Source organism: Kitasatospora sp. NPDC051984 (genome assembly GCF_044593455.1).
GTDB lineage: Bacteria > Actinomycetota > Actinomycetes > Streptomycetales > Streptomycetaceae > Kitasatospora.
Genome location: NZ_JBIUCB010000005.1, coordinates 341,167 through 360,396, shown reverse-complemented (window position 1 = coordinate 360,396; position 19,230 = coordinate 341,167). Strand labels below are relative to the sequence as shown.

17 protein-coding genes are annotated in these 19,230 nt (G+C 73.2%); 12 read left to right on the top strand and 5 right to left on the bottom strand.

Annotated elements, in window-relative coordinates:
- Positions 1–1,075 precede the first annotated feature (1,075 nt).
- Positions 1,076–3,115 carry a glycoside hydrolase family 6 protein gene (locus ACIHEI_RS13115; RefSeq protein WP_396606675.1) on the bottom strand — a complete coding sequence of 680 codons (2,040 nt, stop codon included), beginning with the start codon at positions 3,113–3,115 and terminating at the stop codon, positions 1,076–1,078.
- Between the two features lie 281 nt (positions 3,116–3,396).
- Between ACIHEI_RS13115 and ACIHEI_RS13110 the strand changes: the two genes are divergently transcribed.
- The 9 genes from ACIHEI_RS13110 (at position 3,397) to ACIHEI_RS13070 (ending at position 13,336) form a co-directional block, all read left to right on the top strand.
- A complete protein-coding gene (locus ACIHEI_RS13110) occupies positions 3,397–4,572 on the top strand; it encodes a winged helix DNA-binding domain-containing protein (protein WP_396606674.1) in 1,176 nt (391 codons plus the stop codon).
- A 5-nt stretch (positions 4,573–4,577) separates the two neighbouring features.
- Positions 4,578–5,237: a hypothetical protein gene (locus tag ACIHEI_RS13105; protein WP_396606673.1), complete on the top strand. Its 660-nt coding sequence runs from the start codon at positions 4,578–4,580 to the stop codon at positions 5,235–5,237.
- 117 nt (positions 5,238–5,354) lie between these two features.
- Complete coding sequence (locus ACIHEI_RS13100) at positions 5,355–6,413, top strand: S-adenosylmethionine:tRNA ribosyltransferase-isomerase (RefSeq protein ID WP_396606672.1); 1,059 nt, start codon at positions 5,355–5,357, stop codon at positions 6,411–6,413.
- Positions 6,414–6,515: 102 nt separating this feature from the next.
- Positions 6,516–7,547 carry an aminotransferase class I/II-fold pyridoxal phosphate-dependent enzyme gene (locus ACIHEI_RS13095; protein ID WP_396606671.1) on the top strand — a complete coding sequence of 344 codons (1,032 nt, stop codon included), beginning with the start codon at positions 6,516–6,518 and terminating at the stop codon, positions 7,545–7,547.
- A gap of 133 nt (positions 7,548–7,680) precedes the next feature.
- Positions 7,681–8,955, top strand: coding sequence for an ergothioneine biosynthesis glutamate--cysteine ligase EgtA (gene egtA / locus ACIHEI_RS13090; protein WP_396606670.1), 1,275 nt, complete (start codon positions 7,681–7,683; stop codon positions 8,953–8,955).
- The gene (gene egtB, locus ACIHEI_RS13085; protein WP_396606669.1) at positions 8,949–10,277 is read left to right on the top strand and encodes an ergothioneine biosynthesis protein EgtB; all 1,329 of its coding nucleotides are present in this window, start codon (positions 8,949–8,951) and stop codon (positions 10,275–10,277) included. The genes egtA and egtB overlap by 7 nt, the downstream gene beginning before the upstream one ends.
- Positions 10,277–11,089 (top strand): ergothioneine biosynthesis protein EgtC, encoded by an 813-nt coding sequence (egtC, locus tag ACIHEI_RS13080; RefSeq protein WP_396606668.1) that lies wholly within the window; start codon positions 10,277–10,279, stop codon positions 11,087–11,089. The genes egtB and egtC overlap by 1 nt, the downstream gene beginning before the upstream one ends.
- Positions 11,086–12,069: an L-histidine N(alpha)-methyltransferase gene (gene egtD, locus ACIHEI_RS13075; protein ID WP_396606667.1), complete on the top strand. Its 984-nt coding sequence runs from the start codon at positions 11,086–11,088 to the stop codon at positions 12,067–12,069. The genes egtC and egtD overlap by 4 nt, the downstream gene beginning before the upstream one ends.
- Before the next feature lie 79 nt (positions 12,070–12,148).
- Positions 12,149–13,336 carry an aminoglycoside phosphotransferase family protein gene (locus ACIHEI_RS13070; protein ID WP_396606666.1) on the top strand — a complete coding sequence of 396 codons (1,188 nt, stop codon included), beginning with the start codon at positions 12,149–12,151 and terminating at the stop codon, positions 13,334–13,336.
- 60 nt (positions 13,337–13,396) lie between these two features.
- Here ACIHEI_RS13070 and ACIHEI_RS13065 read toward each other — a convergent pair whose 3' ends face one another.
- The 4 genes from ACIHEI_RS13065 to ACIHEI_RS13050 all read right to left on the bottom strand — a co-directional run bounded on the left by ACIHEI_RS13065 (position 13,397) and on the right by ACIHEI_RS13050 (position 15,755).
- Entirely contained in the window at positions 13,397–13,936 is a 540-nt protein-coding gene (locus tag ACIHEI_RS13065; RefSeq protein ID WP_392944193.1) for a DUF3592 domain-containing protein, read from the bottom strand.
- Positions 13,937–14,038: 102 nt separating this feature from the next.
- Positions 14,039–14,227: a hypothetical protein gene (locus tag ACIHEI_RS13060; protein ID WP_396606665.1), complete on the bottom strand. Its 189-nt coding sequence runs from the start codon at positions 14,225–14,227 to the stop codon at positions 14,039–14,041.
- Between the two features lie 314 nt (positions 14,228–14,541).
- Complete coding sequence (locus ACIHEI_RS13055) at positions 14,542–15,024, bottom strand: DUF3592 domain-containing protein (protein WP_396606664.1); 483 nt, start codon at positions 15,022–15,024, stop codon at positions 14,542–14,544.
- A 101-nt stretch (positions 15,025–15,125) separates the two neighbouring features.
- Entirely contained in the window at positions 15,126–15,755 is a 630-nt protein-coding gene (locus ACIHEI_RS13050) for a TetR/AcrR family transcriptional regulator (RefSeq protein WP_396606757.1), read from the bottom strand.
- Positions 15,756–15,935: 180 nt separating this feature from the next.
- Here ACIHEI_RS13050 and ACIHEI_RS13045 point away from each other — a divergent pair, with 180 nt between their 5' ends.
- The 3 genes from ACIHEI_RS13045 to fabG all read left to right on the top strand — a co-directional run bounded on the left by ACIHEI_RS13045 (position 15,936) and on the right by fabG (position 19,220).
- The gene (locus tag ACIHEI_RS13045; protein WP_396606663.1) at positions 15,936–17,120 is read left to right on the top strand and encodes an acyl-CoA dehydrogenase family protein; all 1,185 of its coding nucleotides are present in this window, start codon (positions 15,936–15,938) and stop codon (positions 17,118–17,120) included.
- A gap of 115 nt (positions 17,121–17,235) precedes the next feature.
- Positions 17,236–18,423, top strand: coding sequence for a thiolase family protein (locus ACIHEI_RS13040; RefSeq protein ID WP_396606756.1), 1,188 nt, complete (start codon positions 17,236–17,238; stop codon positions 18,421–18,423).
- A 38-nt stretch (positions 18,424–18,461) separates the two neighbouring features.
- Positions 18,462–19,220: a 3-oxoacyl-ACP reductase FabG gene (gene fabG / locus ACIHEI_RS13035; RefSeq protein WP_396606662.1), complete on the top strand. Its 759-nt coding sequence runs from the start codon at positions 18,462–18,464 to the stop codon at positions 19,218–19,220.
- Positions 19,221–19,230 lie beyond the last annotated feature (10 nt).

Genomic DNA, 19,230 nt, shown 5'->3' with positions numbered 1-19,230 from the left:
CCGCTGGCCGCAGGGCACCGACGGCCGCCGGTCCCGGCCACGAGGCAGCCGCCTGCCGGCGGGGCCTGCGGGCGGACGGCGCCAGGGTTACGCGGGGCGCGGGAGAGCGGCGGCGTCCGACCGGGCGTAGTGATCACCGCTGGCCGCAGGGCATCGACGGCGCCCGGCCCCGGCCACGAGGCTGCCGCCTGCCGACGGGGCCTGCGGATGGACGGCGCCGGAGTTGCGCGAGGCGCGGGAGAGCGGCGGCGTCCGACCAGGCGTACTGATCACCGCTGGCCGCAGGGCATCGACGGCGCCCGGCCCCGGCCACGAGGCTGCCGCCTGCCGACGGGGCCTGCGGGCGGACGGCGCCGGAGTTGCGCGAGGCGCGGGAGAGCGGCGGCGTCCGACCAGGCGTACTGATCACCGCCGGCCGCAAGGCACCGACGGCGGCCGATCCGGCCACGAGGCAGCCGCCTGCCGACGGGGCCTGCGGGCGGACGGCGCCAGGGTTGCGCGAGGCGCGGGAGAGCGGCATCGTCCGACCAGGCGTACTGATCACCGCCGGCCGCAAGGCACCGACGGCGCCCGGCCCCGGCCACGAGGCAGCCGCCTGCCGACGGGGCCTGCGGGCGGACGACGCCGGAGTTGCGCGAGGCGCGGCAAGCGGCGTCGTCCGACCGGGCGTAGCGATCACCGCCGGCCGCAGGGCACCGACGGCGCCCGGCCCCGGCCACGAGGCAGCCGCCTGCCGACGGGGCCTGCGGATGGACGACGCCGGGGTTGCGCGGGGCGCGGGAGAGCGGCGTCGCCCGACCGGGCGTAGCGATCACCGCTGGCCGCAGGGCATCAACGGCGGCCGATCCAGCCACGAGGCAGCCGCCTGCCGGCGCGCTCGGCGGGGGGACGGCGCCGGGATTGCGCGGGGCGCGGCAAGCGGCGTCGTCCGACCGGGCGCACGACACGCCGCAGGCCCGGTGCACGATCACCGCTGGCCGCAGCGCATCGACGGCGGCCCGGCATCGTGCACCGGAGCCGCCGCCCGCCCGCAGGGTTCGCGGGTGGGCGGCGGCGGGGTGGTGCGGGGGCGGTGTCAGCTGGTGGCGGTGCAGGTGAGGGTGGGGGTGGCGTTGCTGCCGGAGTAGTTGGCGCCGAAGCCGAACGCGGTGCTGGCACCGGCTGCGACGGTGCCGTTGTAGGCGAGGTTGGTCACGGTGACGGCCGGGCCGGACTGGGCGAGCTGGCCGTTCCACAGGTTGGTGATCTGCTGGTTGCCGCCGAAGTTCCAGGTGACCTTCCAGGTCTTGATCGCCGCGCTGCCGGCGGTGACGGTGACGTCGGCGTTGAAGCCGGCGCCCCAGTCGTTGGTGACCTTGTAGCTGGCCGTGCAGCCGGCGCCGGTGCCGCCGCCGGAGGCCTGGGTGGTGGCGACGAGTGCCGCGGAGGCCGCGGAGACGTTGCCCGCGGCGTCGCGCGCCTTGACGGTGTACGAGTACGCGGTCGAGGCGGTCAGCCCGGTTTCGGTGTAGGAGGTGCCGGCGGTGGACCCGATCAGAACACCACCGCGATAAACGTCGTAGCCGGTGACGCCGACGTTGTCGGTGGCGGCGTTCCAGGTCAGCGAGACGCTGCCGGCGGTGGTGGTGGCGGCCAGGCCGGTGGGGGCGGTCGGCGGGGTGGTGTCGCCGGTGGACGGGCCGAGCGCGGGGTAGGCGTTCTTCAGCAGTTCCTGGAACTGCGCGGAGAACCAGTGGCCGGCCAGCGGGGCGCCCGGCAGCGCGCCCGACATGTTGTTGTTGTTGCGCGGGTTGCCGGTGTACGTGGGGTCGCACATCCGGTCGAAGCCCTTGCCCTCGTTGTTCGGGATCGCCGAGCTCGCGCCGTCCGACTCGCCGGGCGGCTTGACCCACACGTAGGCGGCGATGCCGTCCTCGGGGGCGGCCTTGGGGCGTTCGCCGAGGCCCGCGCCGGACTGGTTGCACCAGTTGCCGGTCTGGAAGCGGCGGTCGATGCGGCCGCCGTCGACGTACGCGTCGACGCTGGTCGTCGGGCCCGGTCCGGCCGGTCGGCTGCTGCCGCCCCAGCCGTTGCGCGAGGTGTCGATCAGCATGCCGACGTTCGCGTTGAAGCCGGACGCGACCGCCTTGGTCCGGAACGCCTTGGCGTAGGTCGCCTCGTCGACGTAGTTGTTCCAGTCCACCCACTTCGACTGGCGCACCGAGGTGCCGTTCACCGAGTCGGCGACGGTGAAGTTGGGTTCGTGCAGCGCCGAGTAGTTGGCGGTGTTGGTGATGAAGCCCTGGACGTTGTTGACGGTCGAGCCGGACGCGGTGGCGGCCTGCTTGATGACGTCGATGGCGGGTTGCAGGTTGGAGTCCCAGCCGAGCCAGCCGTGGTGGCCGGCGTCCACGTAGTTGTAGACGTTCGGGATGGCGCCGAGCTTGGCGAGCGCGTAGCCGACGCCGTTCACGTAGTTGCCGTTGGCCTTCATGGTGTCGCAGGCGGGGGTGGCCGTGGCGGTGCCGCCGGCGTTGGTGACCAGGTTGGGGAGCGAGTCGATCTCGACGGTGGTGACGATCCGCAGGTTCGCGTAGGCCGGGTCGGCCAGGATGGCGGCGATCGGGTCGATGAACTCGCTCTTGTAGCGCGGCAGTTCGGTGGGGCCGAGTTCGCCGTTCGAGGCCAGGGCGGAGCAGTCGCGGCCCGGCAGGTCGTAGATGACGACCTGGAACACGTACGGCTTGCCCGCGGCCTGCTGCACGGCGGCGTTCAGGTGGTCGCGCAGGCCCATCACACCGTTGCCGCCGGCGATGGCCGCGATGCGGTCCATCCAGACGGCGGTGGGCTGGGTGGAGATGGCGGAGCCGCCCGGTTCGGCGGCGGCGTGGGCGGACCACTCGGGGTTCAGGTAGACCCCGGCGCCGACGAACGGGTTGTCCACGCGGGCGGTCGCCGCGGCGTGGGCGGCGGGGGTCGCGGCGGCGATCGGCAGTGCGGTCGCGGCGCTGAGCACCGCGGCCGCTGCCGCCGTCCGAAGACGGCGCGTCAGGTTGGCCGACACAGTCACGGGAGTCCTTTCGGGTGGGGGACGGACTCGGCGTGAGACACCCCCAACTGGTGGGAGCGCTCCCATACTTGGCCCGGACGGGATCGAACTCGGCCCGGGAACAACCGATATGAAGCCATGGCCTCCTGGTGTCGTCAAGGAGTTGCACAGAAACCATGGGAGCGCTCCCGCAGCGATGGCCGTACCCCCGCGAAGGGACGCGCACTTCACCACCTCGCCGCCCCACCGGCCCCACCCCGGGAGCAGGCCGGTCCACCTGGACGAAACTTTCACGGCACGCGTTGCGGAGGTGAGGTCGCCGCGCACCGTGGCAGGCTGAGGACGACCCGGAGTCCGAGGAGGAACGCGTGCCCGCCCGACCGCAGTTCGACGACGACCAGCGCCGCGCCCGGCTGGCCCGGCGGCACCACCTCGCCCAGGACGCCCGGGCGGACCGGGCCGAGCAGGTGGTGGACGACCTGGTCGCCGTGCACGCCACCGATCCCGCCACGGTGTTCCTCGCCGTCTCGGCCCGGCTCGCCACGCCCGGCATCGCCGACACCGAACGGGCCCTGTACCGGGACGGCACCGTGCTGCGCCAACACGGCATGCGCAGCACGCTGTTCGCGATCCCCGCCGCGCTCGCCCCGACCGTGTACACCTCCACCACCGCGAAGCTGGTGGCCCGCGAACGCACCCGCCTGCTCAAGGACTTCGCCGCCTCCGGCCGCGACGCCGACTGGACGGCCGGCGTGGAGGCCGCTGTCCGCGACGCCCTCGCCGACTCCGACCTGACTGGCAGTCAAATCGGCGAGCTGGTACCGCGGTTGCGGGAGAAGATCGAGTACGGTGCGGGCACCTCGTACCGCGCCGAGCAGTCGGTCGGGATGCGCCTGCTGCGGCTGCTCGGTATGGAGGGCAGCATGGTTCGTCGCCGCCCGGTGGGCAGTTGGACCAGCAGCCAGCACCGCTGGGCGCCGGGCCCGCCGGCCCCGGCCGCGCCGTCGGCGGCCGAACGGGCGGAGGCGCAGCGCGAGTTGGCGCGGCGCTGGCTGGAGCGGTACGGCCCGGGGACGGAGGACGATCTGGTGTGGTGGACGGGCTGGGGTGTCCGCGAGGTGCGGGCGGCGCTGGCCGGCTGCGCGGCCGTCGGGGTGGAACTCGCGGGCGGCGCAACCGGGTTCGTTCTTCCCGGCGATCTCGAAGCGGTCGCGGAGCCGGGCCCGTGGGCGGCGTTGCTGCCGGCCCTGGATCCGACCGCGATGAACGGGAAGCACCGCGACTGGTACCTGCCTTCCGGCCACCGTCCGCAGCTGGTCGACCGCTCGGGCAACATCGGCCCGACGGTGTGGTGGAACGGCCGGGTGGTCGGCGGCTGGGCCCAGCGGCCGGACGGCGAGGTGGTGTTCGAGCTCCTGGAGGATGCCGGCCGGGAGGCGGACGCCGCCATCGCGGCGCGGGCCGCCGAATTGCGCGCGGTGCTCGGCGACGCCCGGGTCACGCCGCGTTTCCGCACCCCGCTGGAGCGCCGCCTCTCCTCCTGAGGCGTTTGGTCCTCGCGGGCTCGCTGAACAACCTCTCGCTGCGGCCGGCGGACGTTCAACGCCACGACGAGGCGCTGGCCGTCACCCGGAAAGCGGTGGAGATCCTCCGTCGGCTCGCGGCCGGCGCGCCCGCCCGCCACGAACCCGCGCTCGCCGCCGCCCTGTCCGACCTCGGCTCCCACCTGGCCGCCACTGGGGACTACCGCGACGCCCTCACCGCCGAGGAAGAAGCTGTCCGCATCCGCCGCCACCTGGCCGCCGCCGGCCCCGCCGTCCACGACTCCCACCTCGCCACCTCGCTGCACAACCTCGGCCACCCCCTGGGCAGTCTGCGGCAGTTCGCCGAGGGCTACGCCGCCGGGTTCGAGGTCCTGACCATCCACCACCGGCCGGCCACCGTCGGCCCCGCCCGCCACATCGCCGACGTGGCCTGTGCGCTGCTCCTCCTCGCCCGGCTGCTGGGCGCGACCGGCCATCTTCCAGAAGTGCTGGAGGCCATGGAGGAGGCCGAGGCGCTCTACCGCTCTCTCGTCGCCGCCCGGCCCTCGCTGATCCCGGAGCTCAACGCCGTGCTGGGCGTGCGAGCGAAGGCGCTCGACGTGATGGGACGCCGGCAGGAGGCCGCGGAGGCGCGCCGCCGGAAGGTGCCGGACTCGTCCCGCTGAGCATGCGGGTGGTCCGAACGGCAGGCACGAGGTGCGGCTGCCACACCGCTCGGGTCCACTCGTCGATATCGGCGAACCACCGGTCGCCGGCCATGCGAACCGAGAGGATGGCGGACCATGCGGACCGAGGAATTCGAATTCGACCACAACGCGAAGGACATGCCGACCGACCCCGTCGAACTGCGCGGCCGGAGCCGCGAGAACGGAAAGATGGTGGTGCTCGACCGGTCCGGAGGAACGATCGAGCACACCGAATTCCCCGCCATTCTCGATCACCTCCAGGTCGGCGATCTGCTGGTGCTGAACGACAGCTACATGCTGTCGAACACGCTGGCATTCCGGCACGACGGCAAGGCAGTGGACGTCATCGTGTACGGCCACGAGCCGGACGGCGCGAACATCGTGAAGATCGACGCCCGGAAGAAACTCGAACCCGGCCTCACTCTGACATCCGTCGACGACCCCGAACTGAAATGTATTCTGGTCGGGCCGCAGCCCGACCGGCTCTGGAAAGTGACGTTCGAACCCGCCGAGCGACTGGTGCCCGCGCTCGATCGGCACGGGCGGCGCAGCGACGAGACCGTCCCGCTCGATCCGGCGAACTGGCAGTCGGCGCGCGGGGCGTACCGGTCGGTCTACGCCAGGACGCCGGGTTCGCTGGAGATCCCGTCGGCGGGCCTGCATTTCTCGCGGGAGCTGCTGGAGCGTATTTCCGACAAGGGGGTCGAGATCGCCTACATCACGCTGCATGTGGGCGCGACCGAGATCCTCGCGGTGCGGCATATCAGTGCGGACGAGGTCGAGGACCACAAGGTGCGGTCCGAGTATTTCGAGGTCGGGAAGAAGGCGGCCGCGCAGATCGGTCGGGCGATGGCCGAGGGGCGGCGGATTGTCGCGGTCGGCACGACGGTGATGCGAACGCTCGAATCGCTGAGGACCGGGGACGGGGCCGGAGTCGAGCCGCAGAGGGGGTGGACGGATCTCTACATCTATCCGGGGTTCCAGTTCCGGATCGTGAATGCGCTGGTGACCAATCTGCACCGGCCGCGTTCCAGTCACATTGTGCTCACGGCGGCGTTCGGCGGAAAGGATCTCGTGATGCGGTCCTATGCGGAGGTCCTCGAGAAGGGCGGGTACGAGTTCGACATGTTCGGTGATTGCATGCTCATTCTCTAGCTGCGGGGAGTGGTCGTGGGCGGTGCGTTTTCGCGGGACGGAACGGGGAGTGCGAAGTGGGCGCGGGCGGGCGCGGGGCGGATCGCGATGGGGGTCGCGGACATGGATCTGCCGGGGCCGCCGGCGGTGGGGGCGGCGTTGCGGGTGCGGGCGGGGCATCCGGCGTTCGGGTATCCGGTGGCGGAGGAGGCGGACCGGGTGCTGGTGGCGCGCTGGTACCGGCGGCGGCACGGGGTGGAGGTGCCGCCGGAGTGGGTGATGCTGCTGCCGTTCGGGCCGGGTACGGCGGTGCGGTTGCTGCTGGAGGCGGCGCGTCCGCTGTCCGGTCCGGCGGTGTGTGTGACGCCGGAGTGGAACGGGTTGGCGCGGGCGTGCCGGGCGGCGGGGGTGCCGGTGCGGGAGGTGCCGCTGGTCCATGCCCCGGACCAACGGGAAAACGCTTTCCGGTTGCCGCTCGGGGGGATCGCCGCCGTCCGCCCCGGCATGGTGCTGCTGAGCAGTCCGAACAATCCGACGGGTCTGCTCTGGCCGGCCGGCGACATCCGGGCGCTGGCCCGGACGGCGGCGCCGGGGCTGCTGGTGTCGGACGAGGTGCACGGGGATCTGCGGCATCCGGACGCGGGTGTGCCGCACCCGGTGGCGGTGGCGGTGACGGACGGCGCGCCGAACGTGGTGACGCTGAACTCGGTCGGCAAGACCTTCAACCTGTCGGGGGTGCCGAGCTGTCTCGCGCTGGTGCCGGATCCGGCGCTCCGGGCGCGGCTGGCGGAGGTGATGGCGGGGTTCGGCCTGTGGGAGGGCGGTCTGCTGGGCGCGCTGGTGCAGCGGGCGGCCCTCGCGGAGGGTGAGGAGTGGCTGGCGGGGCTGCTGACACGGTTGGTGACGGCCCGGGAGTCGGCGACGGCGGCGCTGGGCGGCGCGGTGCTGGCCCGTCCACAGGCGTCGTTCCTGCTCTGGCTGGACGGATCGGGTCTCGGAACCAGGGAAGAGCTGCTCACACAGCGTCATGTCGAACTGGCGAGCGGGTTTGACTTCGGTCCGGCCGGTTCCGGCTGCCTGCGGCTGAATTTCGCCCTGCCGCCGGACCGGCTCCGCACCGCTCTCACCCGCTTGACCTGCGCGACTACGAGCTGACGGGCGTCGAGGTTTGCCCCGGGGCAGACTGAGCAGGAACAACCGGGCCCTAGTCACGTACCGAGGGATGGTGAGTCCGGTGACAGTTGTACGCCCACCGCAGGCCGATCTACCGGCCGATTCGACACAGAGCGTGACCCCGCCGACGGAGTTGACCGAGGCGTCGGCCGAACGACACCTGGGCGCCATCTGCTTCAAGATCGGGCCGCCGGCGCTGGTCGGGGTGGAGGCGGAGTGGTTCGTCCATGACGGCCGATGTCCGACCGCCCCGGTGGATCCCGCCCGGGTGGCGGCCGCGCTGGCGGTGCTGCCCGGTTCGGCCGACGGCCCGGTGTTCCCGGCCGGCTCCAGGCTGACGTACGAACCCGGCGGGCAGGTCGAGCTCAGCTCCCCGCCCGCCGCCGACCCGGCCGCCTGCGCGGCGGGTCTGAGCACCGACCAGACGGTACTGCGGGCGGCACTCGCCGCCGAGGGCCTGCGGCTGACGGGCACCGGCACCGATCCGCTGGACCGCGAGCGCCGGATGCTGGCCACCCACCCGCGGTACCGGGCGATGGAACGCCACTTCGCCCGCGGCGGCCCGTGGGGCCGGATCATGATGACGGGCACCGCGTCCGTGCAGGTCTGCGTGGACGCGGGTACCGAGGCGACGCACCTCGACCGCTGGCGCCTGGCGCATCAACTGGGGCCGGTGCTGGTCGGCGCGTTCGCCAACTCCCCGCTGCTGGAAGGCCGCCCGACGGGCTGGAAGTCGACCCGGCAGCTGGTCTGGTCGCGGATGGACCCCTCCCGCACGCTGGCCCCGCCGCCGCTGGCCGACCCGCGCGAGGCGTGGACCCGGTACGTGCTGGACGCCGCGGTGCTGTGCGTGCGACGCCCGGAGGGCCTGCCGTGGGACGCGCCGGCGGGGCTGACGTTCCGCGGCTGGCTGCGCGGCGGCGGCGAACGCGGCGCCGTGCTGGCCGACCTGGACTACCACCGCACCACTCTGTTCCCGCCGGTCCGCCCGCGCGGCCACCTGGAACTGCGGATGATCGACGCCCAGCCCGGCGAGGGCTGGCGGGTGCCGCTGGCACTGGTGTCCGCGCTGATGGACGACCCGCAGGCCGCCGACGAGGCCCGGTCCGCACTGGAACGCCTCGGCCACGCGGGCTCACGCGCGCCCCGCTCGGGCCTGTGGCGGCGCGCCGCCGCGCTCGGCATGGCCGACGCCGAACTGCGCCGGGCCGCCCTGGCCTGCTTCTCCGCCGCCGAGCGGGCACTCGCCCGCCGCGACGGCCAACTCCGGCCCGCACTGCTGGAGTTCGCCGAACGCTATCCGGCCCGGGGCCGCTGCCCCGCCGACGACCAGTTGGCCGCGCTGCGCACCGGCGCCGCGCCCGCGCTGCAGGAGGACACCCCGTGCTGAACGCCGACCGCACCGACCCCGCCGTGCTGCGCGAGCTGATCGCCACCGAACTGCTGGCCGCCCGGGAACGCACCGGGCTGCTCACCGGCGCCGTCGAGGACGCCGAACTCGTCGCCCAGCACTCGCCGTTGATGTCACCGCTGGTGTGGGACCTGGCGCACATCGGCAACCAGGAGGAGCTGTGGCTGCTGCGCAACGTCGGCGGCCGCGACCCGATGCACCCGGAGATCGACCCGCTGTACGACGCGTTCGAGCACCCGCGCGCCAAGCGCCCCAGCCTGCCGCTGCTGCCGCCCGACCAGGCCCGCGCATACGCGTACGAGGTGCGCGGCCGGGTGCTGGACCTGCTGGCCGCCTCGCCGCTGGAGGGTGCGCCGCTGCTGGACGCCGGGTTCGCGTTCGGGATGATCGCGCAGCACGAGCAGCAGCACGACGAGACGATGCTGATCACCCACCAGCTGCGCAAGGGCCCGGCGGTGCTGGACGCCCCGCCGCCGCCCGCCGCCGAGGGCACCCTGGTACCCGAAGTGCTCGTCCCGGCAGGGCCGTTCACCATGGGTACCGACACCGAGCCGTGGGCGCTCGACAACGAACGCCCGGCGCACCTGGTGGACCTGCCGGCGTTCTGGCTGGACACCGCGCCGGTCACCAACGCCGCCTACCAGGCGTTCATCGCCGACGGCGGCTACCGCGACCCGCGCTGGTGGACGCCGGCCGGCTGGGAGCACCGGATGGCCGCCGACCTGACGGCTCCGCTGTTCTGGACCCAGCGGGACGGGCAGTGGCTGCGCCGCCGCTTCGGGCACGTCGAGCAGGTTCCGCCGAACGAGCCGGTGCTGCACGTCAGTTGGTACGAGGCCGACGCCTACGCCCGGTGGGCGGGGCGGCGGCTGCCGACCGAGGCGGAGTGGGAGAAGGCGGCCCGGCACGACCCGGTGACCGGCCGCTCCCGGCGCTTCCCGTGGGGCGACGATCCGCCCGGCCCGGAGCACGCCAACCTCGGCCAGCGCCACCTGCGCCCGGCCCCGGCCGGCGCCTACCCGCAGGGCGAATCGCCGTACGGGGCACGGCAGTTGATCGGTGACGTGTGGGAGTGGACGGCCAGCGATTTCACCGCCTACCCGGGCTTCCGGGCGTGGCCGTACCGGGAGTATTCGGAGGTGTTCTTCGGGCCCGAGTACAAGGTGCTGCGCGGCGGCTCGTTCGCGGTCGCGCCGGTCGCCTGCCGGGGTACCTTCCGCAACTGGGACTACCCGATCCGGCGGCAGATCTTCTCCGGCTTCCGCACCGCCCGCGACGCCGAGGGACGGGGTGAGATCTGATGTGCCGCCACTTCGCTTATCTGGGGCGGGCGGTGGCGCTGCGAACGGTCCTGCTGGATCCGCCGTTCGGCCTGCTGCGGCAGTCCTGGTCGCCCCGGTTGCAGCGCTTCGGCAACGTCAACGTGGACGGCTACGGGGTGGGCTGGTACGCCGAGGGCGACGAGCGGCCGGCCCGCTACCGGCGGGAGGGGCCGATCTGGGCGGACGGCGATCTCGCGGACCTGGCCCGGGTGGTGCGCTCGCACGCGATACTCGGCGCCGTCCGCTCGGCGACCCCGGGCTGCGCGCCGGGCCCGCAGGCGGCGGCCCCGTTCGCCGCCGGGCGCTGGCTGTTCAGCCACAACGGGGCGCTGCCGGGCTGGCCGGGCGCGTTCGAGCCGCTGGCCGAACTGCTGCCCACCGCCGAGCTGTTGGAGCTGGAGGCGCGCACCGATTCGGCGCTGCTGTGGGCGGTGGTGCTGAACCGACTGCGCGCGGGCGTCGAGTTGGGCAAGGCGCTCGCCGAAGTGTGCCTGGCGGCGTCCGAGTTGGCCGATGCCAGGATCAACCTGCTGGCCACCGACGGCAGTTCGCTGGCCGCGACCGCCTGGGGCGACACACTGTTCCAGCGCCGGGACGCGGACGGCTCGCTGCTGGTGGCCTCCGAGCCGTTCGACGACGGGCCGGGCTGGTCCGAAGTCCCCGACCGTTCCCTGCTGGTGGCCGACGCGGCCGGCAGCGCGCTCACCCCGCTGGTGGCCCACCCGGCCGGCAGCGCGCTCACCCCGCCGGCCCCGACCGGGCCGCGAAGCCGAGAGGACGCAACGCTGTGACCGGATACCGGTTGACCCGGCTGCTGCCCGCCGACCACCTGCACCACGCGCTGCGCGCGGACGTCCGCGCCGGCCTGGCCGGGAAACCGAAACGGCTGCCGCCGAAGTGGTTCTACGACGCCCGCGGCTCCGAGCTGTTCGAGGAGATCACCCGGCTGCCCGAGTACTACCCGACCCGGGCGGAGCGGGAGATCCTGACGGCGCGGGCCGGGGAGATCGCGGCCGCGACCGGGGCCCGCACCCTGGTCGAACTCGGCTCGGGCTCCTCGGAGAAGACCCGGCTGCTGCTGGACGCGCTGCGCGCGCACGGCACGCTGGAGCGGTACGTGCCGGTCGATGTCAGCGAGAGTGCGCTGGAGTCGGCGGCGAAGTCGCTGATCGCCGACTACCCGGGGCTCGAAGTCTCGGCGGTGCTCTCGGACTTCACCACCGGCCTCGGCCTGCCGGAGAAGGGCGGCGGCCCCCGGCTGGTGGTGTTCCTCGGCGGCACGCTGGGCAACCTGGTGCCGGCCGAGCGGGCCAAGTTCCTGTCCGGCCTGCGGGCCCAACTGCTGCCGGGCGACGCCCTGTTGCTGGGAACGGACCTGGTGAAGGACCCGGCGGTGCTGGTCGCCGCGTACGACGACGCGGCGGGCGTGACGGCCGAGTTCAACCGGAACCTGCTGACGGTGCTGAACCGCGAGCTGGACGCGGACTTCGACCCGGCGCAGTTCGCGCACGTCGCGCTCTGGGACGCCGAGCAGGAGTGGATCGAGATGCGGCTGCGCTCGCTGCGGTCACAGAGCGTGAAGATCACGGAACTGGGTCTCGCGGTGCACTTCGAGGAGGGCGAGGAGCTGCACACCGAGGTGTCGGCGAAGTTCCGGCGCGAGCGGGTGGAGCGTGAACTGTTCGCCGCCGGACTGCGGTTGAGCGACTGGTGGACGGACTCCGAGGAGCGCTTCGGCCTGTCGCTGTCACGGCCGATGACGGACGCGTAGGGGCCGACCGCGGCCACCGGGCCCGCCCGCCGGCGGTAATTCGCTGGCGGGCGGGCCTTCACGCCCGGACAATGCCCGGGTGCAGAACACTGAACAGCGGACGGCGACCGTCCTGATCGCATGGCAGGGTGAACTCCTCGGCGCGGTGGGGCCTTTCACGGCTTCCTCGCCCTACTGGGCGCAGATCGGCGAGGTGGTGCAGGCGGCGTCGGAGGCGGCCGGGGTCCCGGTGGCGCTGCTGCGGATGCTCTCCGTGGACGGCGGCGAGACCGGAAGCAGCGGCGACGTGGTGTACCTGGCGCAGGCCCTGGAGCGTCCGTCCCGGCCGCTGGCGGCGGCCCCCGCCGAAGACCTCGACGAGCAGCCGCTGCGGCTGCCGTGGGCGTCGGCGGACGGCCTGGCCGCCGAATGGGCCTGGGCGGACGGCGAGTTGGCGGCCCTCGGCCGGCCTCGGACCGGCCCCGTGGAGCAGCTGCGCAGCTGGAACCTGTCGGCGCTGTCGCGGTTCCCGACCGGCACGGGCGCGGCCTGGCTGAAGAGCACCCCGCCGTTCGCGGTGGCCGAGGCCGAGGTGATCGCCCGGGTCGCGAAGGCGGATCCGGAGCTGGTGCCGCGGGTGCTGGCGGCGGACGGCCGCCGGATGCTGATGGACGACGTGCCGGGCGTGGACTGCTGGGGGCTGCCGGAGGACGGCATGCTGAGCGTGGTCGACCGGTGGGCGTCCGTGCAGGCGGCCGTCGCGGAGGACGGGCCGGGCGGCTTGACGGACCGTTCACCCGCGGCGCTGGCCGCGCTGTTCCCCGCCCTGCTGGAGCGGCTGCGCCCCGAACTCACCGCCGAGGAGTACGACCGGGCGCTCGCGCTGGGCGACCGGCTGCCCGCCCTCGTTGACGAACTCGCGGACTGCGGGCTCCCGTTGACGCTGGTGCACGGCGACTGCCACCCGGGCAACTGGCGTTGGGACGGCCGGCGCGGAGTGGTGCTCGACTTCTCCGACGCGGTGTGGAGCCACCCGGCCCTCGACGGCCTGCGCCCGGACCCGTTCCTCTCCCCCGAACGCGGCGCCACCGTCCGCGACCGCTGGGCCGCCGCCTGGCAGTCCCTCGTCCCGGACAGCGACCCGCTGCGCGCCCTGAAGCCGGCCGCCCCGCTGATGCACCTCCACTACGCGGTGCGCTACCAGGAGTTCCTGGACGGCATCGAGCCCAGCGAGCGCCCGTACCACACCGGCGACCCGGTGGCCTCGCTGCGCCGCGCCCTGCGGTAGCCGCTTCCCCGTCGCGCCGGGAGCCCGTACGGCCCGGCGCGGCGGGCGTGGGGCGGATCGCTACGGCCAGTTGCTGCCCGGGGTGGGGGTGGGCAGGTCGGTCGGTATCTGCGTGGCGAAGACGGACATGCCGATGGCGGCGACGGCGAACACCAGGCCGGCCACGGCGAAGAACGAGCCGATCGCGAGAACGACGACGTGTCCGGGGTGGCGGCCGGAGCCGGGGGCGTCGGCGGGGATGGCCTCCTGGGGGTGAGCGGGGAGGTACCGGACGGTGACGCGGTCACCGACGATCCGGGGGATGCCGGTGGTGTCCCTGAGGCGGATGTCCCGGCCGTCGGCGGTGCGGAAGCCGAGGATGACGTAGCGGCTGGTGCGGATGGTGACCGAGTCCGCGACGCGGTCCTGCGTCAGGTAGGCGTCCAGCACCTCGGCCTCGGCGACGAGTCCCTCGGTACGGACGCGGTCACGGCGGCGGAAGCGCCGCAGGGCGAAGACGACGCCGCTGACGCCGAGGCCCGAGATCAGCAGGCCGACCAGGGCCATCAGGCCCGTGATCAGGCCGAAGACCGTGGTGAAAGTGTCTACTGCATCGTTCATTGGTCCCCCCGACAGTGGTGCGAGTGCGCCGAACAATAGGGGTCGGCCGGCGCACCCGGCAAGAGGTGTTCTCCGGTCCCGGGACCGGGAGATCGGGCCAGGTCAGAGCCAGGCTTCCGGGTCGGTGGGCCCGGTCGGCGGGTCGGCGCGGATCGCGCGGACGCCGACCACGGTGACGAGGAGGCCGACCCCGGCGAAGAGAACCGGGAAGACGAGCGTGGACCAGGAGAGTTGCTCGGGAAGCAGCGCGTGGCCCGGGCGGACCAGAGCGGTGACGGTGTCACCGGGCACAAGGTGGTCGGGGGCGGTGCGGATGTCGTCGACCGGAACGGGCTCCGGTATGCCGAGGATGATCTCGAAGGCATTGGTGCCGCCCGGCTTGTAGTGGGCGCTCAGGACCGTCGCTTAGACCCGCGGTGCGCCGGCGAAGTCGCAGCGGGCCTGAATGTTCAACCAGCCGAGGAAGACTCCGACAAGGAGGAGGAGCGGGCCGACCAGGACGCCGATCTTCTTGCTGCGACCCATGGTGACGTCCCCCTCGGTGCGGCTCCCGCGAACGAGTTGATCATGGCAGGTGGGACGCACGCGGGGAAGGGCCGGGCAGGTCAGGGCGACCAGACGCCGGGGGTGGGCGGGTCGGACGGCATGTGGGCGAGGGTGATGACCAGTCCGATGATGCCGCCCACGGTCAGCAGGATGCTCATCACGATGCCGAAGGTGTCCTGCACGGCGCTGCGGTCGACGGCCACGGCCCGGTCCGGGCGCTCCGGCAGGTAGCGGACCGCGACCCGGTCGCCGACGGCGCGTCGATGGCCGTCCCTCTCGTCCACCCGGACCTCGCTGCCGTCCGGCGTGCGGAACCCGAGGATGGTGTGGCGCGTGGTGGTGGTGCTGCGGTTTTCGCCCACACCGCTGGCGCTTTCGGAGGTGAAGACCACCAGGACGACCGCTTCGGCGAGCAGGCCCTCGGCCAGGGTGCGCCGCGCGCGATCGGCCTGCCAGGCGGTGCCGATGCCCGCCGCGACCCCCGTCGCCACGACGAAGAGGGAGAACACGATTCCGGCGACAGTCGGTCCGTAGCCCGTCATCCCGATCCCCCATCGGTCGCGGCCGTTCCCGCCCGAAGGTACGGTGCGCCCCTCCCCTGCCGACGTCAACACACCTGCTGATACCGATTTCCGGCGGGCCGTCAGACGATCTGCCGGTAGCGGAGTTCGAGCCCGTCGAGCAGCGCTTCGAGGCCGGTTTCGAAGGCGCCTTCGTCGATGGTGCGCCGGTGTTCGGCGAGGCGGTGGGCGTCGGCGAGGTGGGGGTACTCGGCGGTGTAGAGGGCGGCGTCCTCGGGGAAGCCGGCGGCGAACGAGCCGAGGGCCGAGCCGGTGATGAAGTAGCGCATCAGGGCGCCGATCCGGGTGGCCTGGCCGCGGGGCCAGCCGGCATCGACCAGGCAGCCGAAGACGGCGTCGGCGAGGCGCAGCGCGTTGGGGCGGCGGCCGGGGCCTTGGGCGAGGACGGGGACGAGGTGGGGGTGGGCGGCCAGGGCGGCGCGGTAGGAGCGGGCCCAGTCGCTCAGGGCGGTGCGCCAGTCGGGCGGCGCGTCGAACATGGTGAGGTCGACCTCGCCGATGACACTGTCGACCACGGCGTCGAGGAGTTCGTCCTTGGTGGCGAAGTGGTTGTAGAGGGACGGTCCGCTGACGGAGAGTTCGGCGGCCAGGCGGCGGGTGGAGAGGGCGGGCAGTCCCTCGGTGTCGACCAGGGTGAGTGCGGCGGCGACGATCCGGTCCCGGCTGAGCAGGGGGGTGCGCGGGCGGGCGATCGTGGCCTCCTCGGGTCGCGGGCCGTCGGGGCCTGTTCGGCTCCGGAACCGCCCCATTGTCGCAGGCGCCCCCTTCCGTGCGGGGCGGGGGCGGGCTACAGTCACCGTAAAACTTGCACCGCTAGTTTATTCGGGGCGCCGGAGTGCCGCCGTCGGAATGTCGAGTCGAGGGGTCGCCGCGTGGACCTGGAGCTGACCGGGGAGCAGGCCGCCGTCCGGGAGTTGGCGGCGGGGTTCACCGACCGGGAGATCGTGCCGTTCGCCGCCGGGTGGGACCGGGCGGAGTCGATCGATCCGGGGATCGTCAAGAAGCTCGGTGAGCTGGGGTTCCTGGGTCTCACCGTGCCCGAGGAGTACGGCGGCAGCGGCGGTGATCATCTGGCGTACTGCCTGGTACTGGAGGAGCTGGGGCGCGGCGACTCCTCGGTGCGCGGGGTGGTGTCGGTCTCGCTGGGGCTGGTCGGCAAGTCGATCAACGCGTTCGGCACCGAGGAGCAGAAGCGGCAGTGGCTGCCCCGGCTGTGTTCGGGCGAGGCGCTGGCGTGTTTCGCGCTGACGGAGCCCGGTACCGGTTCGGACGCGGCGAACCTGACGACGCGGGCGGTGCGGGACGCTGGGGGCACCACCCGCTTGAGCGCAGCGAAAAGTGGGGGAGATTGGCTGATCTCCGGCGCGAAGATGTTCATCACCAACGGGACGTGGGCCGAGGTGGCGCTGGTGTTCGCCCGCACGGGTGAGCCCGGCCACCGGGGGGTGAGCGCTTTCCTGGTGCCGACGGACTCCCCCGGGTTCACCCGCACGCTGATCCACGGCAAGCTGGGGCTGCGCGGGCAGGCCACCGCCGAGCTGCACCTCGATGCCGTCCGGGTGCCCGACAGCGCACGGCTGGGCGAGGAGGGCAAGGGCTTCACGGTGGCGATGGCGGCGCTCGCCAAGGGCCGGATGTCGGTGGCGGCGGGCTGCGTCGGCATCGCGCAGGCCTCGCTGGACGCGGCGGTGCGCTACGCCGGCGAGCGCGAGCAGTTCGGAAAGTCCATCGCGCACCACCAGTTGGTGCAGGAGCTGCTGGCCGACATCGCGGTGGACGTGGCCGCGGCCCGGATGCTGACCTGGCGGGTCGCCGACCTGATCGACCGCCGGCTTCCCTTCGCCACGGAGTCGTCGGTCGCCAAGCTGTTCGCCAGCGAGGCGGCGGTGCGGTGCGCGAACAACGCGCTGCAGGTGTTCGGCGGGTACGGCTTCACAGACGAGTACCCGGTCGGCAAGTATCTGCGCGACGCCCGCGTGATGACGCTGTACGAGGGCACCAGCCAGATCCACAAGCTGCTCATCGGGCGTTCCCTGACCGGGGTCAACGCCTTCTGACTCCCACCGGGGTCAACGCCTTCTGACTCCCACCGGGGTCAGCGCCTTCTGACGCCGGCCGCCCACCGGGCGGGACCGGCCCATCGGTAACCACGTGGAACAGGAGCTCGACGAAGTGCTTCCGGTCTTCATCGCCGCCGCCCGCCGCACCCCGATCGGTCGGCTGCGCGGCGCGCTGTCCAGCGTCCGGCCCGACGACCTGTCGGCGGCCGTGCTGCGCGGGCTGCTCGCCCAGGTGCCGGGGCTCGACCCGGCACGGATCGACGACGTGTACTGGGGCGCCGCCAACCAGGCCGGCGAGGACAACCGCAACCTGGCCCGGATGGCGGTGCTGCTGGCGGGGCTGCCCGATTCGGTGCCGGGCGCGACCGTCAACCGGCTGTGCGCGTCCGGGATGGAGGCCGTCACCATGGCGGCCCGGGCGATCGGCTCCGGCGAGGCGGACGTGGTGGTGGCGGGCGGCTGCGAGTCGATGAGCCGCGCCCCGTTCGTACTGCCTCGCCCGGACGAGGCGTTGCCGCACCGGATGGAGACCTTCGACACCCGGCTCGGCTGGCGGCTCACCAACCCCCGGATGCGTGAGCTGCACGGCGTGCTGTCGATGGGCGAGACCGCCGAGGAGGTCGCGGGGCGTTACGGCATCAGCCGCGAGGCGCAGGACGCGTTCGCCCTGCGCAGCCACCAACTGGCCGCGCAGGCACGGGAGTCTGGCCACTTCGACGCCGAGCTGCTGGCCGTCGAACGCCCGGACGGGGTGCGGGTGGAGCGCGACGAGTCGATCCGGCCCGACACGACGGCGGAGAAGCTGGCCGCACTGAAGCCGGTGTTCCGGGCGGGCGGCAGCGTCACCGCGGGCAACGCCTCGCCGATGAACGACGGCGCGGCGGCACTGCTGCTGGTGAGCGAACGAGCGCTGGCGGAGCTGGAGTTGGAGCCGCTGGGCCGGTACGTGGCGGGCGCGTCGATGGGCGTGCACCCGGACGTGATGGGCATCGGGCCGGTCCCGGCGACCCGGCGGGTGCTGGAGCGCGGCGGCTGGAAGCTGCAGGACGTGCAGACCGCCGAGTTCAACGAGGCGTTCGCGGCCCAAGCGCTGGCGTCCGTCGGCGAGTTGGGCATCGACCCGGAGCTGGTGAACCCGTCCGGCGGGGCGATCGCGCTCGGCCACCCGCTGGGCTGTTCGGGTGCCCGGATCCTCACCACCCTGCTGCACCGGATGCGCCGCACCGGCGCCCGGCGCGGCCTGGCGACGATGTGCGTGGGCGTCGGCCAGGGCTCCGCGGTGCTGGTCGAGCGGGACTGACTCTTCTTTATCTGGCGATGCATCGGAAAGGTGTGGCTGTGGGCAAGTTCGACGGCAAGGTGGCGGTGGTGACCGGCGCCGCGCAGGGCATCGGGGCGGCGACGGCGCGGAAGCTGGCCGAGGAGGGCGCGGCGGTGGCCGTGGTCGACCTGACGGCGGAGCGCGCCGAGGGCACCGTGAAGGAGATCCTCGCGGCGGGCGGCACGGCGCGCGGGTTCGGCTGCGACGTGGCCGACTACGAGGCGGTGGAGGCGGTGTTCGCCTCCGTGGTCGAGGAGTTGGGAGGGGTTCACATCCTGGTGAACAACGCCGGGATCACCCGCGACAACCTGTTCTTCAAGATGCCGAAGAGCGACTGGGACGCGGTGCTGACGGTCAACCTGACCAGCGCCTACAACTGTTCGCACGTCGCGCAGCGGTACTTCGTGAAGCAGAAGTACGGCAAGATCGTGTCGCTGAGTTCGCGTTCGGCGCTCGGCAACCGCGGTCAGGCGAACTACGCGGCGGCGAAGGCCGGCATCCAGGGGCTGACGGCGACGCTGGCGATCGAGTTGGGCCCGTTCAACGTGAATGTGAACGCGGTGGCGCCTGGGTACATCGCGACCTCGATGACGGCGGCGACGGCGGAGCGGGTCGGGGCGACGCCGGAGGAGCACCAGGCGGAGGTCGCGCAGCGCACCCCGCTGCGGCGGGTGGGTCTGCCGGAGGAGGTCGCTTCGGTGGTGGCGTTCCTGGCGAGCGAGGACGCGTCGTACGTGAGCGGGCAGACGCTGTACGTCAACGGCGGCGCGCGGTAGTTCGGCCGGG